The sequence below is a fragment of the Bacillus cereus group sp. Bce041 genome (assembly GCF_052646455.1).
This window is the reverse complement of sequence record NZ_JBQXON010000001.1, coordinates 1,077,078-1,092,869: the sequence shown is the minus strand read 5'-3', so window position 1 is coordinate 1,092,869 and position 15,792 is coordinate 1,077,078. Positions and strand designations below refer to the sequence as shown.

Here is a 15,792-nt window from a genome sequence, read left to right as displayed (position 1 = left end):
AAGCATCATTTAGTGTCAACGTTTATTTTCTAGGAAGAGAAGGTGAATTTCTCAGAAATGCTAAACGTTGACAGGCCTTTCGTTTGAGGTGTATCTTAAAATCAAGCGTAATTATGACTATTTTTCGCCCATAGGGGGGAGACAATTGTGATTCAAACGAAACAAAAAGGCTTGCAAGAAGTTCTTATTGCAGCTATCAAGCGTGCAACTAACGAAAAAACATTGGTTAGTTTTGTAAAACAAATAGACTGGGTGGATCCGCTTCTGTTCTATGCAGCAGGAAAAAGGATTTCATTCGAAAATAGATGTTATTTTGCAGACCCGGCTCAGCATGTAATATTTGCAGGAATTGGCTCTGTTTTCACTATAGCAAATTCTTCTCATAAGCGCTTTCAAACCGCTCGCGAGGAGTGGGAGAAAGTAAAAGAGAATGCATTTGTCCAAAGAGATGAATATGAATTTGGAACGGGTCCGCTTTTATTTGGTGGTTTTTCCTTTGATCCAGAAAAAGAGAAAACGGACCTATGGAAAGAGTTTAAAGATACGACATTTTCACTACCAGCATTTTTATTAACTGTAAAAAATGAAAAAGCATGGTTAACGATGAATACATTTGTTTCAGCAACAGATTGTGCAGAAACTCTTTCTAACGAAATGATTTCTTTAGAAGAGAAGATTTTGGGAGAGAGTAAATGTGCGCTAAACGGATCAAAATTAGCTGTTATTTCTAAAGTAGAAGTGGATCCGAAAGGCTGGATGAAAGCAATTGAAAAAGTACAAGATGAGATGAAGCAGGGTAACGTGCAGAAGGTTGTATTGGCGAGGGAACTAAAAGTAGAGATGAATCAGTCGATTGATTCTGCTCTTGTTTTAGAAGCACTTCGCATTGGTCAACCGGATTGTTACGTATTTTCTTTTGATTATAAAGGAGCATGCTTCTTAGGAGCGACGCCTGAGAGATTAATTCGCAAAGAAGATGAGAAATTTACATCGATGTGTCTTGCGGGTTCAATCGGTCATGGTCATTCTATAGAAGAAAGTAAGCGAAATAGTAATGCGCTTCTTCATGATGAAAAGAATTTAGCTGAACATGGGTATGTTGTTAACATGATCCGCTCGGTACTAAATGAACATTGCGAATACGTTAATATTCCGGAAAGCCCAGGTTTATTAACAACGAAAAACTTAATTCACTTATATACGCCTGTAGAAGCAAAAGGCGATGCGAGTCTTTTAACAATGGTAGAAGAATTACATCCAACACCAGCTCTTGGCGGGACACCTCGTTTGGAAGCGATGAAACTGATCCGTGATGTTGAATTGTTAGACAGAGGGTTGTATGGTGCACCGATTGGCTGGATAGATGATGAAGGAAATGGTGAATTTGCGGTTGCACTGCGCTGCGGATTATTAAACGGCGAGAAAGCATCCTTATTTGCCGGTTGTGGTATTGTAATTGATTCAATCCCGCAGCTTGAATATGAAGAAACAAGTTTGAAGTTTAGACCGATGCTTGGTGCTTTGGAGGAATTAATGAAATGAACAATCATATAGAAGCATTATCATATTATTTAGGCGCGTTCGTGGATGAACTGACGCGTCTAGATGTATGTGATGTTGTCATTAGTCCAGGCTCACGGTCAACGCCGATTGCTTTACTAATGGAACAACACGAAGGAATGAACACATATTTACATGTAGATGAAAGATCAGCAGGGTTTTTCGCGCTCGGTATTGCGAAAGCAAAAAAACGCCCAGTAGCATTATTATGTACGTCAGGAACAGCAGCAGCGAACTATTATCCAGCTGTATGTGAAGCTTTTCATTCAAGGATCCCACTTATCGTCTTAACAGCGGATAGACCGCATGAATTAAGAGATGTGGGTGCACCACAAGCAATGAATCAATTTAATTTATACGGTACTTTTGTGAAACAATTTACAGAGATGGCACTGCCAGAAGCAAGTGAAGCGATGTATCATTACGCTCGTATGACGACGCAGCGTATAGTAGCAAATGCTTGTTTAGCGCCGCAGGGTCCTGTTCATCTTAATTTTCCAGTTCGCGAGCCACTTATCCCTGATTTCTCACTAGAAAGCTTATGGGATAAAGGACGTAGTGAATATACAGGAGTAGTTCAGCAAGGAAACGCGGTGATGCCGAGTGAATATGTAGATTCTCTTGTAGGGCGCCTTTCACATATGGAAAAGGGGCTTATTATTTGTGGAGATGATAGTCATGCAGAAATTGCAATGTTTGCAACGCAACTAGCTGAAAAAACTGGCTATCCTATATTAGCAGACCCACTTTCTAATATTCGTAGCGGACACCACGATAAAACGATGGTAATTGACTGTTATGATACATTTTTACGAAATGAACAGTTAAAAGAAACATGGAAACCGGACGTTTTAATTCGCTTTGGTGGTATGCCTGTTTCTAAATCATTAACGCAGTTCATAAAAAAACAAACGAAAGCAGTTCATATCGTTGTCGATGAATCAGGACAATGGAGAGATCCAGCTCTTGTTGCGACAGAAGTTGTGCAAGCAAGTGACATTGAATTCTGCAAGACATTAATAGAAAAAATGCCAGTTATGAAAAAGAATGATTGGTCCCTAATGTGGCAACATATAAACGAAAAAACGAAGGAAACGCTTCGCGAAATGGAAGCATATGAAACTGCATTTGAAGGAAAGGTTATTACAGATATTGTGCGCGTATTACCAGAAGACGCAACGTTATTTGCGAGCAATAGTATGCCAATTCGTGATACAGATTCATTCTTCTTCACATCGGATAAAAACATCCATGTGATGGCAAACCGTGGTGTAAATGGTATTGATGGAATCATTTCGACAGCTCTAGGAGCAAGCGTTATTTGCGACCCACTTGTATTAGTGATTGGTGATTTATCATTTTATCACGATTTAAATGGACTGTTAGCAGCGAAATTACATGAATTAAATATAACAATTGTCGTTGTAAATAATGATGGTGGGGGTATTTTCTCATTCTTACCACAGTATGAGAAAAAGGAACATTTTGAATCATTATTTGGAACACCAATTGGACTTGATTATGAGCACGTTGTCAAAATGTACGGCGGTTCATTTAGCCGTGTAAATGGTTGGGAGCAATTCCGAGAAGAAGTTCGAAAAGGAACGACGACAGAAGGTTTACACGTTGTGGAAATTTGTACGAATCGTGATGAAAACTTAACATTGCACCGTACGTTATGGGCAAAAACACAGGACGTAATTACTACATCGTTGCAAGGTGAATCAAAATGAACGTAACGCTGCAAGGTGTATCGTATGAATATGAAGTAGTCGGAAGCGGGGAACCACTTCTACTTCTTCATGGTTTTACGGGAAGCATGGAAACGTGGCGTTCTTTTATCTCTTCATGGAGTGAGCAGTTTCAAGTTATTGTAGTGGATCTTGTTGGGCACGGAAAGACGGAGAGTCCTGAAGATGTTGCGCATTATGATATCCGAAATGTGGCATTGCAAATGAAAGAACTACTAGATTACCTTCATATTGAAAAAGCACATATACTTGGTTACTCAATGGGAGGAAGACTGGCGATTACGATGGCATGTCTATATCCAGATTATGTACACTCTCTTTTATTAGAAAATTGTACAGCTGGGCTCGAAGACGAAGCGGATAGAAAAGAACGTCGTGAAAAAGATGATCGACTTGCCGATAAAATTGAGCGAGAAGGCATAGAAATTTTTGTATCCATGTGGGAAAATATTCCGCTTTTTGAAACGCAAAAACGTTTAGCAAAAAACGTACAAGAAGCGGTGCGAAAAGAACGACTTGCTAACAACCCAAAAGGGCTCGCAAATAGCTTGCGCGGCATGGGAACTGGGGCTCAGCCTTCATGGTGGGATGAGCTGAAAAACTTAAAAATACCTGTTCTTTTAATGAACGGAGAATATGATGAAAAGTTCTTCCGCATATTAAAAAACATCGAAAAATGCGTGTCTGATGCGAAATTTGTCAAAATTCATGGTGCTGGCCATGCAATTCATGTGGAACAACCGGAAAAGTTTGATACAATAGTAAAGGGATTTCTAAAAACTATGCAGTGATACTTTTTTCAGCAAGAAGGAAGCCACTCTTATAGGTGAAATCAGAAATATACAAGGAGGTAGTTGTAATGGCTATTGAATGGGTAAAAGAAGGCAATTACGAAGATATTATTTATTCAACATACAATGGTATCGCAAAGATTTCGATTAACCGTCCTGAAGTACATAACGCATTCCGCCCAAAAACGGTAATGGAGTTAATCGATGCTTTTGCACAAGCTCGTGATGATGCAAATGTTGGCGTTATCATTTTAACAGGTGAAGGTGGACGTGCATTCTGTTCTGGCGGCGACCAAAAAGTTCGCGGTCATGGCGGATATGTAGGTGACGACCAAATCCCACGTCTAAACGTATTAGACTTACAACGTCTAATTCGCGCAATTCCTAAACCAGTTATCGCAATGGTAGCAGGTTATGCAATCGGTGGTGGACACGTACTTCATATCGTATGTGACTTAACAATCGCTGCAGACAACGCTGTATTCGGACAAACAGGTCCTAAAGTAGGAAGCTTTGACGGTGGATACGGAGCTGGTTACTTAGCTCGTATGGTAGGCCACAAGAAAGCTCGTGAAATTTGGTACCTATGCCGTCAATACAACGCTCAAGAAGCGCTTGATATGGGCTTAGTAAACACTGTAGTACCATTAGAAGAGCTTGAAGCAGAAACAGTACAATGGGCACAAGAAATTTTAGCAAACAGCCCAATGGCACTTCGTTTCCTAAAAGCTGCATTCAACGCAGACACAGACGGTCTAGCTGGTATTCAACAACTAGCTGGAGATGCAACGTTATTGTACTACACAACTGACGAAGCAAAAGAAGGTCGCGACGCATTCAAAGAAAAACGCAGTCCGGACTTCGGTCAATTCCCTCGTTTCCCTTGATCAAACCAAAAGCGGAAGCGGCTCGCCAATAAAGTGAGACGCAACGAAAAGGTCAAACCGGAAACAAAACAACTAAGAGACTTGATATCATATCAAGTCTCTTTCTTTCATGAAAGGAGAATGAATGATGGAGACGATGCCAAATTGGTTAATGCAACGTGCATTTTTAACACCAGATCGCACTGCAATTGAAATAGAGGAAGAGAAAGTTACTTTTATGGAGCTGCATGAAAAAGTAGTATCTGTTTGTGAACACCTCACGCATGTTGGAGTGGAGCGAGGGCAAAAGGTGGCTGTTCTGATGAAAAATGGTATGGAGATGATTACAGTTATTCACGCCCTATCTTATGTAGGTGCAGTAGCTGTGCTTTTAAATACGCGTCTTTCAAGAGAAGAGCTACTTTGGCAAATGGATGATGCTGAAGTTGTTTGTTTAGTAACGGATCAAGATTTTGATGCTAAAGATGTTCCTGTTTATTCATTCGCCGAAGTGATGAATGGACCAAAAGAGGAAGCCTCTATACAAGAAGAGTTTTCTTTAGAAGAAGCGATGACAATTATTTATACGTCTGGGACGACAGGCAAACCGAAAGGCGTTATTTTAACGTACGGCAATCATTGGGCAAGCGCAGTCGGTTCGTCGCTTAATTTAGGACTTCGTGATGATGATTGCTGGTTAGCTTGTATGCCGATGTTCCATGTTGGCGGGCTATCTCTTTTAATGAAAAACATTATGTACGGCATGCGCATTTTACTTGTTCCGAAATATGATGCTGATTTTATTCATAAAGCACTTCAAACGAGAGGTGTTACGATTATTTCTGTTGTATCCAAAATGTTAACAGATTTATTAGAGAGACTTGGAGAAGGGACATACCCAGCTTCTTTACGATGTATGTTACTTGGCGGAGGACCAGCGCCGAAACCGTTATTAGAAACATGTGTAGAAAAAGGAATCCCTGTGTATCAAACGTACGGTATGACAGAAACGTCTTCGCAAATTTGCACGTTATCAGCAGATTACATGTTAACGAAAGTAGGATCAGCTGGAAAACCACTACTTCAGTGCCAACTCCGTATTGAAAAAGATGGCGTAGTAGTGCCACCATTTGCGGAAGGTGAGATTGTAGTAAAAGGGCCGAACGTAACAGGCGGTTACTTTAACCGTGAAGATGCGACGCGAGAGACTATTCAAAACGGATGGCTTCATACTGGCGACCTCGGTTATTTAGACGAAGAAGGGTTTTTATACGTATTAGATCGCCGCAGTGATTTAATTATTTCTGGCGGAGAGAACATATATCCAGCTCAAATTGAAGAAGTGTTGCTTTCTCATCCGGCAGTAGCGGAAGCTGGTGTTGTCGGCATGGCTGACGATAAATGGGGACAAGTACCAGCTGCTTTTGTTGTGAAAAGCGGGGCGGTAACAGAAGAAGAAATTCTTCATTTTTGCGAGGAGAAATTAGCGAAATATAAAGTGCCGAAGAAAGCATGTTTCTTAGAGGAATTACCACGTAACGCTTCGAAAAAATTGTTAAGACGAGAGTTAAGACAATTAGTGGAGGAGATGTAGGTGGAAATAAAAAAAGCGACACTGTATATAACGGAAATGCCACTCGTAATCCCGTTTGCTACAAGCTACGGGACTTACGAAAAGCGTGAGAGTATCGTCATTGAATTAGAAGATACAGACGGGTGCATTGGTTTTGGCGAAGTCGTTGCGTTCTCTGAACCGTGGTATACGGAAGAAACGGTGAAGACGGCGCTGCATGTACTGCAAGACTTTTTATTACCGGATTTATTAAAGGCTGAAATTTCTCATCCGAATGAGGTACCGGGTCTATTTCAACATATAAAAAGAAACCGAATGGCAAAGGCCGGAATTGAAGGGGCTGTTTGGGATTTATATGCGAAGCGTCAAAAGAAATCGTTAGCGACATTGCTTGGGGGAACGAAGTCTGAAATTGAAGTCGGCGTTGTAATTGGGATCAATACAATTCCGGTTATGTTAAAACAAATCGAGAAGTACGCAGAAGAAGGATACGAGCGTTTTAAAGTAAAAATAAAACCGGGGTATGATTATGAGTTATTGAAAGAAATTCGTAAAGAGTTTCCGCATATCCCGCTAATGGCAGATGCAAATTCAGCATATACATTAGGGGATACGGAGAGGCTGAAACGACTAGATGAATTCCAATTAATGATGATTGAACAACCGTTAGCGGATTACGATTTTCTCGATCACGCGGAATTGCAAAAGAAAATTGAAACGCCGATTTGTTTAGATGAAAGTATTCATAGTTTAGAAGATGCACGCGTTGCGATTACGCTTGGTAGCTGCCAAATTGTGAACATTAAACCAGGGCGAGTGGGCGGACTAACAGAATCAATCCAAATCCATAATTATTGTATGGAACATAACGTACCCGTTTGGTGCGGTGGTATGGTAGAGATGGGGATTTCACGAGCGCAAAATGTTGCTCTTGCGTCATTGCCTAACTTTACGATTCCAGGAGATATATCTGCTTCTAGTAGGCACTGGGAGAGGGATATTATTTCGCCGGAAGTGGCGCTTGAGGGCGGAAAAGTGATTGTACCGCAAAGTGTTGATGCTGAGTATGAGGTAGATCGCGGAAGACTGGCGGAAATCACGAAGCAGCGGATTGTTTTGGAGCGGTAAGCTGAGTTTTTCAAATAGCGGGCGGATTTTGTCGTTAATTGTCGGTAAGTCGATATATTTCAATAATCGCTGATATAATTTGAGTTACGGTCGATATAATTGAAAAATCGCTGATATAATTCGAGTTACGGTCGATATAATTGAAAAATCGCTGATATAATTCAAGTTGTGATCGATATATTTCGAAAATCGCTGATATAATTTTATTTACCAAGGTTACTCTAACGAGTAGCCTTTTTGTATTGTACAAATTGGATAGACTAGTTTACAATCGAGCGTATAAAAATGGAATGAAAAAGGGGGAGTAAAATGAAGCGCATTTCAATTTTAATAGCGGATGATGAGGCAGAAATTGCTGATTTAATTGAGATACATTTAGAAAAAGAAGGGTACCACGTCGTGAAAGCAGCTGATGGAGAAGAGGCAATTCATATTATTGAAACGCAGCCAATCGACTTGGTAATTTTAGATATTATGATGCCGAAAATGGATGGGTATGAGGTGACGCGTCAAATTCGCACGAAACATCATATGCCGATTATTTTTTTAAGCGCGAAAACTTCGGACTTTGATAAGGTGACAGGTCTTGTACTAGGCGCGGATGATTATATGACGAAGCCTTTCACACCGATTGAATTAGTTGCACGTGTAAATGCACAACTGCGTAGGTTTTTTACGTTAAATCAACCGAAAGTAGCGGAGAGTAAATCTGCTTTAGAAATAGGCGGAGTCGTAATTAATCCCGAGCGTAGGACGGTTGATGTATATGGTGAGCAAATTGAATTAACGCCGAAAGAGTTTGATATTTTATATTTATTAGCGAGTCATCCGAAGAAAGTGTACAATGTAGAAAATATTTTTCAGCACGTATGGGCAGACGATTATTATGAAGGTGGAAATACAGTAATGGTACATATTCGTACGTTGCGGAAGAAGCTTGGAGAAGATAAAAGAAAGGATAAATTAATAAAAACAGTGTGGGGAGTAGGTTATACTTTTAATGGCTAATATGATGAAAAGTTTTCGATTTAAAATGATTGCCTTATTTGCGTTAAGTATGGTACTTGCAGCAACTGTAACTTATATAATTTATAAAGGATTGCAGCTGTATTATAAAACGATGGTTCGCTACGAAGAGCCTTTAGCACAATTTAGGTCAATGGTAAGGGAATTTGGAGACATTAATTTCTTTTTAATTTTCTTTATTCCGTTATCTATTATCTTTTTCTTCTTTTTGACAAAACCGTATTTAAAATACTTTGATGAAATTTCTAATGGGATTCATCATCTTGCGAACGGTAACTTTACGAATAAAGTTCAAGTTTCATCAAATGATGAGTTTGGAAATATCGCGCGTGAAATAAATGTTGCAAGTGAAAAGTTAAAAGAAGCTGTTGAAAGAGGAGACTTTGCTGAAAGTAGTAAAGATCAGCTTGTTGTGAATTTAGCTCATGATTTAAGAACACCATTAACATCCGTGTTAGGATATTTAGATTTAATTCTTAAAGATGAAAATTTAACAAAAGAACAAATTAAACATTTCTCCACAATTGCATATACAAAATCGCAAAGACTGGAAAGTTTAATTGATGAGCTATTTGAAATTACACGTATGAATTATGGCATGCTAAAGCTGGATAAAAAGCCGATTGATATAAGTGAGTTGCTTATACAGTTAGAGGAGGAATTGTATCCGTTATTAGAAAAACATCATTTAGAAGCTAGATTGAATGTGGCTCCTCATTTACCGATGCACGGTGATGGAAAATTGTTAGCTAGAGTATTTGAAAACTTGTTAACAAATGCCGTTCGTTACGGCTATGATGGACAATTTGTTGATATGAATGGGTATGTTGATAATGGAGAAGTTGTCGTACAAATTATGAATTACGGAGATAGCATCCCGGAAGAAGATTTACCGTATCTTTTTGATATGTTCTATACAGGTGATAAAGCAAGAACTGAGAACCGTGGCGGGACAGGCCTTGGACTATTTATTGCGAAAAATATTGTCGAGCAACATAACGGTACGATTTCTGCTGAGAGCAATGTAGTTAGAACGATATTTGAAGTACGATTGCCAAAAGACGAGAATGTAACAATTTAATAAAAATTTAAACTTTATCCCACTTTTTATTTTAATAGTTTTTTCTATTCTATACGTAAGTTACGTTAAGGAGGAACTAGAAATGAAAAAGTGGGTATTTATTTCTTTTTTTATAGTATGCACAGTATGTGTAGGCGTTTATATATCACCGTTATTTCAAAAGGAAATCGACGTTAAAATTGTCGGGAAAGATGAGCTAGTAAAGGCGGCAAACACCGATGGGAAAGAGATTACGAAGGAACAAATTTATAAGGGCGATTTATTATTAGTTAACAGGGATTACCCAGTAAAAAAAGATAGTATTAGGTCTGATATTATAAATGTAAATCATAATAGTGAATTAGTGAGAGGCTATGTAATATTTGATAGAAATCTTCGTTTATCAAAGGATGTTGTGAAAAAGTTTTTGAACGTTGTCGATGCGGCTGGAAAAGAAAGTGTTAACCATTTTTTGATTAGTAGTGGCTATAGAGATTTCCAAGAGCAAAAACAGCTATATGAAAAAATGGGATCTGATTATGCACTTCCAGCAGGATACAGTGAACATAACTTAGGATTATCACTGGACATTGGGTCTACTCAAAAGAAAATGGAGAAAGCGCCTGAAGGAAAATGGATTGAAGAGAACGTATGGAAGCATGGCTTTGTATTACGTTATCCGAAAAATAAAAGTAACATTACAGGCATTCAATATGAGCCATGGCATATACGTTATGTAGGCTTACCTCATAGCGCAATTATGCAAAAAAAGAATTTCACACTAGAGGAATATTTAGAGTTTTTAAAAGAGGAAAAAGAGATTTCAACTGAAGTCGAAGGTAAGAAATATACTGTTTCTTATTATAAAGTTTCTGAGAATATGAAAGTGAACGTTCCAGCAAACAAGCAGTATGAAATTTCCGGGAACAATATGGATGGGGTTATTGTGACGGTTCAGGAATAGAGAAAAAGGCTGTGCCATTTGGGACAGCCTTTTCTTATATAAGAAAGGAAGTGACGTTTTTTGTCGGTAAATCGATATTCTTTGTCGAATCGTTAATATATTATAAGTTATGATAGATATAATTGAAAAATCGTTGATATATTGTAAGTTATGATAGATATATTCAAAAAATCGTTGATATAATTTCCTATACTATTAGCATTTTGGAGGAGCATCTTTTTATTCGCTTTTAAACATTATAACGTTATATTTACTTCTCCCTTTTTTTGTGTTACGCTAAACGTGTGAAAGAGATATAAAAATGAAACTTTAATGTAAGCGTATTCTTATGGCTTCTTATAGAAAAGGATGGAAGTACAATGACAGAACGATTCGTACTACGTAATGTGAAACGTGTGAACGGGGAAGAGATTGACATTGTAATTGAAAATAATAAAATCGCACAGGTGACGAAAGCTGGTGCTGGTGAGGGTGGAAAGGTTCTTGATTGCTCTGGTACTTACGTATCGAGTGGCTGGATTGATTTACACGTTCATGCTTTTCCAGAGTTTGATCCGTATGGCGATGAAGTGGATGAAATTGGTGTTAAGCAAGGGGTAACGACAATTGTTGATGCGGGTAGCTGCGGTGCTGATCGCATTGCAGATTTAGTAAAAAGTAGAGAGCAGGCAAAAACGAATTTATTTGCCTTTTTGAATATTTCTCGCATCGGTTTGAAACGAATTGATGAATTATCCAATATGGAATGGATAGATAAAGAGAAAGTAATAGAAGCAGTAGAAAAGTATAAAGATGTAATCGTTGGGTTAAAAGCGAGAATGAGTAAAAGCGTCGTTTGTGATAGTGGAATTGAACCGCTTCATGTAGCGCGCTCTTTATCCCGTGAAACATCATTACCGATTATGGTACATATCGGTTCAGCGCCTCCTCGCATTGAGGAAGTTGTACCTCTTTTAGAAAAAGATGATGTTATTACACATTACTTAAACGGGAAAGAAAATAACTTATTTGATGAAGAAGGAAAACCGCTACCTGTGTTACTAGATGCAGTGAATCGCGGCGTACATTTAGATGTTGGTCATGGTAATGCTAGTTTTTCTTTTAAAGTAGCAGAGGCGGCGAAGCGTCACGGTATTGCCTTTCATACAATTAGTACAGATATTTACCGAAAGAATCGTATACACGGTCCAGTATATAGTATGGCTCACGTTCTTTCGAAATTCCTTTACTTAGGTTATCCGCTAGAAGAAGTAATTAATGCGGTTACGAAAAATGCGGCAGAGTGGCTGAAGAAACCAGAGCTTGGCCGTATTCAAGAAGGCCATATTGCAAACTTAACTTTATTTACGGTGAAAGATGAGAAGATTACGTTAATCGATTCAGAAGGGGACCAGCGCATTGCTAAAAAAAGAATTGATACAAAAGGGGTTGTAATTAATGGATCATTCATTGAATGCTAAGTACGGATTAAAAAGAGTAATTAATGCGAGCGGTAGAATGAGTATTTTAGGTGTATCTGCTCCTACAGATACGGTAATGGATGCGATGAAACATGGTGGACAAAATTATGTGGAAATTGCTGCTTTAGTAGATAAAGCAGGAGACCATATTGCGAGAATTCTAGATTCAGAGGCAGCGGTCGTTGTGAATTCAGCATCGAGCGGAATTGCGCTTTCTATCGCTGGTATCGTTACAGAAGGAAATCGCCGTAAAAGTGAAAGACTTCATCAAGAAGTAATCGCGAAAAACGAAGTGATTATGTTAAAAGGTCATAACGTTCAATACGGTGCTCCTGTTGAAACGATGATTTACTTAGGCGGCGGTAAACTTGTAGAAGTTGGCTATGCAAATGAAGGGAAAGCAGAGCATATTGAAGATGCAATTGGTGAAAATACAGCAGCGATTCTGTATGTGAAATCACATCATGCAGTGCAAAAAAATATGATTTCTGTTGAAGAAGCATGGGAAGTTGCGCAGCGAAATAAAGTACCGTTTATCGTGGATGCAGCAGCTGAAGAAGACATTCAAAAATATGTGAAGTATTCAGATCTTGCTATTTATAGCGGTTCAAAGGCAATTGAAGGACCTACTTCTGGTATTGTGGGCGGTAAAAGAAAGTATATTGAATGGCTGAAAGTGCAATTACATTGTATCGGAAGAAGCATGAAAGTTGGGAAAGAAACAACTTTTGGTTTACTTCAAGCACTTGATGAGTACGGAGTAAAAGAAGATAAGAGCGAGCAAGAAAAAGAATTGCTACAAGTACTTATGCCGCTAAAAGAATTAAATGGTGTAAATGTAACGATCGTTCAAGATGAAGCTGGAAGAGCAATCTTTAGAGCACGTATTCATATTAACGAAAAAGAGTTAAATAAATCGGCAAAAGACGTTGTGGCTGCATTACGCGACGGGGAAATTGCAATTTACACACGTGATTACGGAGTAAGACAAGGGTTCTTTGATATCGATCCACGTCCACTTCAAGGTGATGACATACATGTAATTGAAGAAAAAATGAGAGAAATTGTAGGGGGAAACTAAAATGACAAACATTCAAAAACGTTTTTATAAAGGCCGCGTAGCATTAAATGTATTGGCAAACAATATAGAAAATGCGAAAGATATTTTTGAAGCAGCAGAAGGTTATGTAGTAGTGGGAGTGTTATCAAAAGACTATCCAACAGTAGAAGAAGCTGTTACAGCTATGAAAGCATATGGAAAAGAAATTGATGACGCTGTATCAATCGGACTAGGCGCAGGAGATAATCGCCAAGCGGCAGTTGTGGCTGAAATTGCGAAGCATTATCCTGGTAGCCATATTAACCAAGTGTTTCCTTCAGTTGGAGCGACACGTGCAAATCTTGGCGAAAAAGATAGCTGGATTAATAGTTTAGTATCGCCAACAGGAAAAGTAGGTTACGTAAATATTTCTACTGGCCCAATTAGTGCGGCTGGAGAAGAAAAAGCAATCGTTCCAATTAAAACAGCGATTGCACTTGTACGTGATATGGGCGGAAATTCATTGAAGTACTTCCCGATGAAAGGGCTAGCCCATGAAGAAGAATATCGCGCAGTTGCGAAAGCTTGTGCGGAAGAAGGATTCGCATTAGAGCCAACAGGCGGAATTGATAAAGAAAACTTCGAAACAATTGTACGTATTGCGCTTGAGGCAAATGTAGAGCAAGTTATCCCGCACGTGTACTCTTCTATTATTGATAAAGAAACTGGTAACACGAAAGTAGAAGATGTGCGTGAATTATTAGCAGTCGTGAAGAAGCTAGTTGATCAATATGCGTAAGAAAATTGCAGCGTTCGGCGAAGTAATGATGCGCCTGCAAGTACCTGGATATGAATTGTTGTCGCAAGCTAACACGTTAAATTACTCATTTTCAGGTACAGGTGTGAACGTTGTAGCGGCACTTTCTCACTTAGGGCATGAAGGGCTTCTTATTTCAACTTTACCGGAAAATTCGGTTGGAGATGCAGCTGTATCTTACATTCAAAAGTTAGGAATTCAAACTTCTCTTGTTTCAAGAGGTGGTAAATATGTAGGTATGTATTTTTTAGAAAATGGATTCGGTGCACGTGCAAGCCGCGTTACGTATTCGAATCGACTAGAAAGTAGCTTCAATACGGCGTCTGAAGAGATATACCAATTTGAAGAAATTGCTAAGGAAATTGATATCGTTCATTTTTGCGGTATTACACTTGCGATGAATGATACGGTGCGCCATCATATGAAGTCTTTAGCGAGAGCAGTTAAAGAAAACGGAGGAACCGTCGTTTTTGATTGTAATTATCGTCCATCACTTTGGGGAGAAGACGGATATGAACAGGCAAAACCGCATTATGAAGAAATGCTGGGACTTGCTGATATCGTTATGATGAACGAAAAAGATGCAATGTTTGTTTTAGGAATAAAAACCGAAGAAACGGAGCGAGAGGCGCAACTTGTTGATCTTATTCCAAAGGTAGCTGAAACGTATCATATCGCTACAATCGCTGGTACTCATCGCTCTATTAACAGTGATAATACACATTCGCTTCGCGGGTTTATATGTAAAGATGGAACGTTCACTTTTGCAAAAACACTTACGTTTTCTGTATATGATAGAATAGGTGCTGGAGATGCTTATACGAGCGGAATTATTCATGGCGAGATAAAGGAGTTCGCACCAGAGAAAGCTGTTTCATTTGCGTCAGCAGCTGGAATGCTAGCACATACAATCGTCGGTGATACGCCAATGTCATCAGAGAAGGATATACTTCGGGCAATGACGGCATCAGTAGGTGATGTAGAAAGGTAGTGGGTGTAACGGTGAACGTAACGAGAAAAAAAGGACCATTATATTTGCAAATAAAAAATATTATTCGTGATCGAATATTGCATGGTGTATATGCGATTCATACGAATATCCCTTCCGAACCGCAGTTAGAAGAAGAGTTCAAAGTGAGTAAAATTACAGTGCGAAATGCGATTAAAGAACTCGCTCAAGAAGGATATTTGGAAAAGAAAAGCGGTAAAGGAACGAAAGTCATCCGCAATACTTCTGCGACAAAACTGTCAAAGGGTAAGAAATTTACTGAAGTGTTAGTGGAAGAAGGATATAAAGTACAGAAGAAATTGCTAAAAGCAGAAATTGTGCAGAATGAAGAAGGAACAGTGCCATTTCGATTATTCGGTAAGGAGAGTTTTCGTATTGAACGTTTATATACGTTAAATGATGCACCGTACATTCATTATACGCACTATTTCTCAGCAGGAATGGCAAGTTCAGATTTATCGGATTTTGACTTGCAATCGCTTTATGATTTAGTTGAAGACCGAGGTATTCATTTAGAAAACTTCAGAGATGAATTCGCTGTTGGACTCGCGCCTAGTTTCGTTGCAGAAGCGCTAGGTGAAAAAGAGGGGACAGCGCTATTAAAACGCATGCGTTATTCTTACGATGAAGTTGGCGAAGTAATTGAATATAGCGAAGGCTACTACAATACAGAAATGCAGCATTATGTAGTGAATTATGACGTATAAAAAAGAGGGGATTTTCCCTCTTTTTTTATAAAGTAAGGAGA

General features: G+C 38.9%; 14 protein-coding genes. All 14 read left to right on the top strand.

Annotation, left to right across the window (positions count from 1 at the left end):
- Positions 1–147: 147 nt before the first annotated feature.
- A complete protein-coding gene (locus tag ACUN13_RS05765) occupies positions 148–1,542 on the top strand; it encodes an isochorismate synthase (RefSeq protein WP_025686772.1) in 1,395 nt (464 codons plus the stop codon).
- On the top strand, positions 1,539–3,293 hold the full coding sequence (menD, locus tag ACUN13_RS05760) for a 2-succinyl-5-enolpyruvyl-6-hydroxy-3-cyclohexene-1-carboxylic-acid synthase (RefSeq protein ID WP_088344288.1): 1,755 nt from the start codon (positions 1,539–1,541) through the stop codon (positions 3,291–3,293). The genes ACUN13_RS05765 and menD overlap by 4 nt, the downstream gene beginning before the upstream one ends.
- A complete protein-coding gene (gene menH / locus ACUN13_RS05755) occupies positions 3,290–4,102 on the top strand; it encodes a 2-succinyl-6-hydroxy-2,4-cyclohexadiene-1-carboxylate synthase (protein WP_444877369.1) in 813 nt (270 codons plus the stop codon). The genes menD and menH overlap by 4 nt, the downstream gene beginning before the upstream one ends.
- 68 nt (positions 4,103–4,170) lie before the next feature.
- Complete coding sequence (gene menB / locus ACUN13_RS05750) at positions 4,171–4,989, top strand: 1,4-dihydroxy-2-naphthoyl-CoA synthase (RefSeq protein ID WP_000963881.1); 819 nt, start codon at positions 4,171–4,173, stop codon at positions 4,987–4,989.
- A gap of 127 nt (positions 4,990–5,116) precedes the next feature.
- The gene (locus tag ACUN13_RS05745; RefSeq protein WP_142292892.1) at positions 5,117–6,562 is read left to right on the top strand and encodes an o-succinylbenzoate--CoA ligase; all 1,446 of its coding nucleotides are present in this window, start codon (positions 5,117–5,119) and stop codon (positions 6,560–6,562) included.
- Complete coding sequence (menC, locus tag ACUN13_RS05740; RefSeq protein WP_025686767.1) at positions 6,563–7,669, top strand: o-succinylbenzoate synthase; 1,107 nt, start codon at positions 6,563–6,565, stop codon at positions 7,667–7,669.
- A 309-nt stretch (positions 7,670–7,978) separates the two neighbouring features.
- The gene (locus tag ACUN13_RS05735) at positions 7,979–8,677 is read left to right on the top strand and encodes a response regulator transcription factor (protein WP_000822487.1); all 699 of its coding nucleotides are present in this window, start codon (positions 7,979–7,981) and stop codon (positions 8,675–8,677) included.
- Positions 8,670–9,776 (top strand): sensor histidine kinase, encoded by a 1,107-nt coding sequence (locus tag ACUN13_RS05730; protein WP_000002598.1) that lies wholly within the window; start codon positions 8,670–8,672, stop codon positions 9,774–9,776. The genes ACUN13_RS05735 and ACUN13_RS05730 overlap by 8 nt, the downstream gene beginning before the upstream one ends.
- An 82-nt stretch (positions 9,777–9,858) precedes the next feature.
- A complete protein-coding gene (locus ACUN13_RS05725; RefSeq protein ID WP_000759406.1) occupies positions 9,859–10,719 on the top strand; it encodes a D-Ala-D-Ala carboxypeptidase VanY in 861 nt (286 codons plus the stop codon).
- A 359-nt stretch (positions 10,720–11,078) separates the two neighbouring features.
- Positions 11,079–12,179 (top strand): amidohydrolase/deacetylase family metallohydrolase, encoded by a 1,101-nt coding sequence (locus ACUN13_RS05720; RefSeq protein ID WP_025686766.1) that lies wholly within the window; start codon positions 11,079–11,081, stop codon positions 12,177–12,179.
- On the top strand, positions 12,157–13,260 hold the full coding sequence (locus ACUN13_RS05715) for a DgaE family pyridoxal phosphate-dependent ammonia lyase (RefSeq protein WP_445423714.1): 1,104 nt from the start codon (positions 12,157–12,159) through the stop codon (positions 13,258–13,260). Before ACUN13_RS05720 ends, ACUN13_RS05715 begins: the two co-directional genes overlap by 23 nt.
- Before the next feature lies 1 nt (position 13,261).
- Positions 13,262–14,017, top strand: a complete 756-nt coding sequence (gene dagF / locus ACUN13_RS05710; RefSeq protein ID WP_000181907.1) for a 2-dehydro-3-deoxy-phosphogluconate aldolase — start codon at positions 13,262–13,264, stop codon at positions 14,015–14,017.
- Positions 14,010–15,026: a sugar kinase gene (locus tag ACUN13_RS05705; protein WP_001227516.1), complete on the top strand. Its 1,017-nt coding sequence runs from the start codon at positions 14,010–14,012 to the stop codon at positions 15,024–15,026. Before dagF ends, ACUN13_RS05705 begins: the two co-directional genes overlap by 8 nt.
- Positions 15,026–15,751, top strand: a complete 726-nt coding sequence (locus ACUN13_RS05700; protein ID WP_000539278.1) for a GntR family transcriptional regulator — start codon at positions 15,026–15,028, stop codon at positions 15,749–15,751. The genes ACUN13_RS05705 and ACUN13_RS05700 overlap by 1 nt, the downstream gene beginning before the upstream one ends.
- Positions 15,752–15,792 lie beyond the last annotated feature (41 nt).

Excerpts from the sequence above, each read along its gene's own strand:
- menD (WP_088344288.1), top strand. The coding sequence starts at position 1,539 with ATGAACAATCATATAGAAGCATTATCATATTATTTAGGCGCGTTCGTG.
- menH (WP_444877369.1), top strand. The coding sequence starts at position 3,290 with ATGAACGTAACGCTGCAAGGTGTATCGTATGAATATGAAGTAGTCGGA.
- menB (WP_000963881.1), top strand. The coding sequence starts at position 4,171 with ATGGCTATTGAATGGGTAAAAGAAGGCAATTACGAAGATATTATTTAT.
- ACUN13_RS05745 (WP_142292892.1), top strand. The coding sequence starts at position 5,117 with ATGGAGACGATGCCAAATTGGTTAATGCAACGTGCATTTTTAACACCA.
- ACUN13_RS05735 (WP_000822487.1), top strand. The coding sequence starts at position 7,979 with ATGAAGCGCATTTCAATTTTAATAGCGGATGATGAGGCAGAAATTGCT.
- ACUN13_RS05730 (WP_000002598.1), top strand. The coding sequence starts at position 8,670 with ATGGCTAATATGATGAAAAGTTTTCGATTTAAAATGATTGCCTTATTT.
- ACUN13_RS05725 (WP_000759406.1), top strand. The coding sequence starts at position 9,859 with ATGAAAAAGTGGGTATTTATTTCTTTTTTTATAGTATGCACAGTATGT.
- ACUN13_RS05720 (WP_025686766.1), top strand. The coding sequence starts at position 11,079 with ATGACAGAACGATTCGTACTACGTAATGTGAAACGTGTGAACGGGGAA.
- ACUN13_RS05715 (WP_445423714.1), top strand. The coding sequence starts at position 12,157 with ATGGATCATTCATTGAATGCTAAGTACGGATTAAAAAGAGTAATTAAT.
- dagF (WP_000181907.1), top strand. The coding sequence starts at position 13,262 with ATGACAAACATTCAAAAACGTTTTTATAAAGGCCGCGTAGCATTAAAT.
- ACUN13_RS05705 (WP_001227516.1), top strand. The coding sequence starts at position 14,010 with ATGCGTAAGAAAATTGCAGCGTTCGGCGAAGTAATGATGCGCCTGCAA.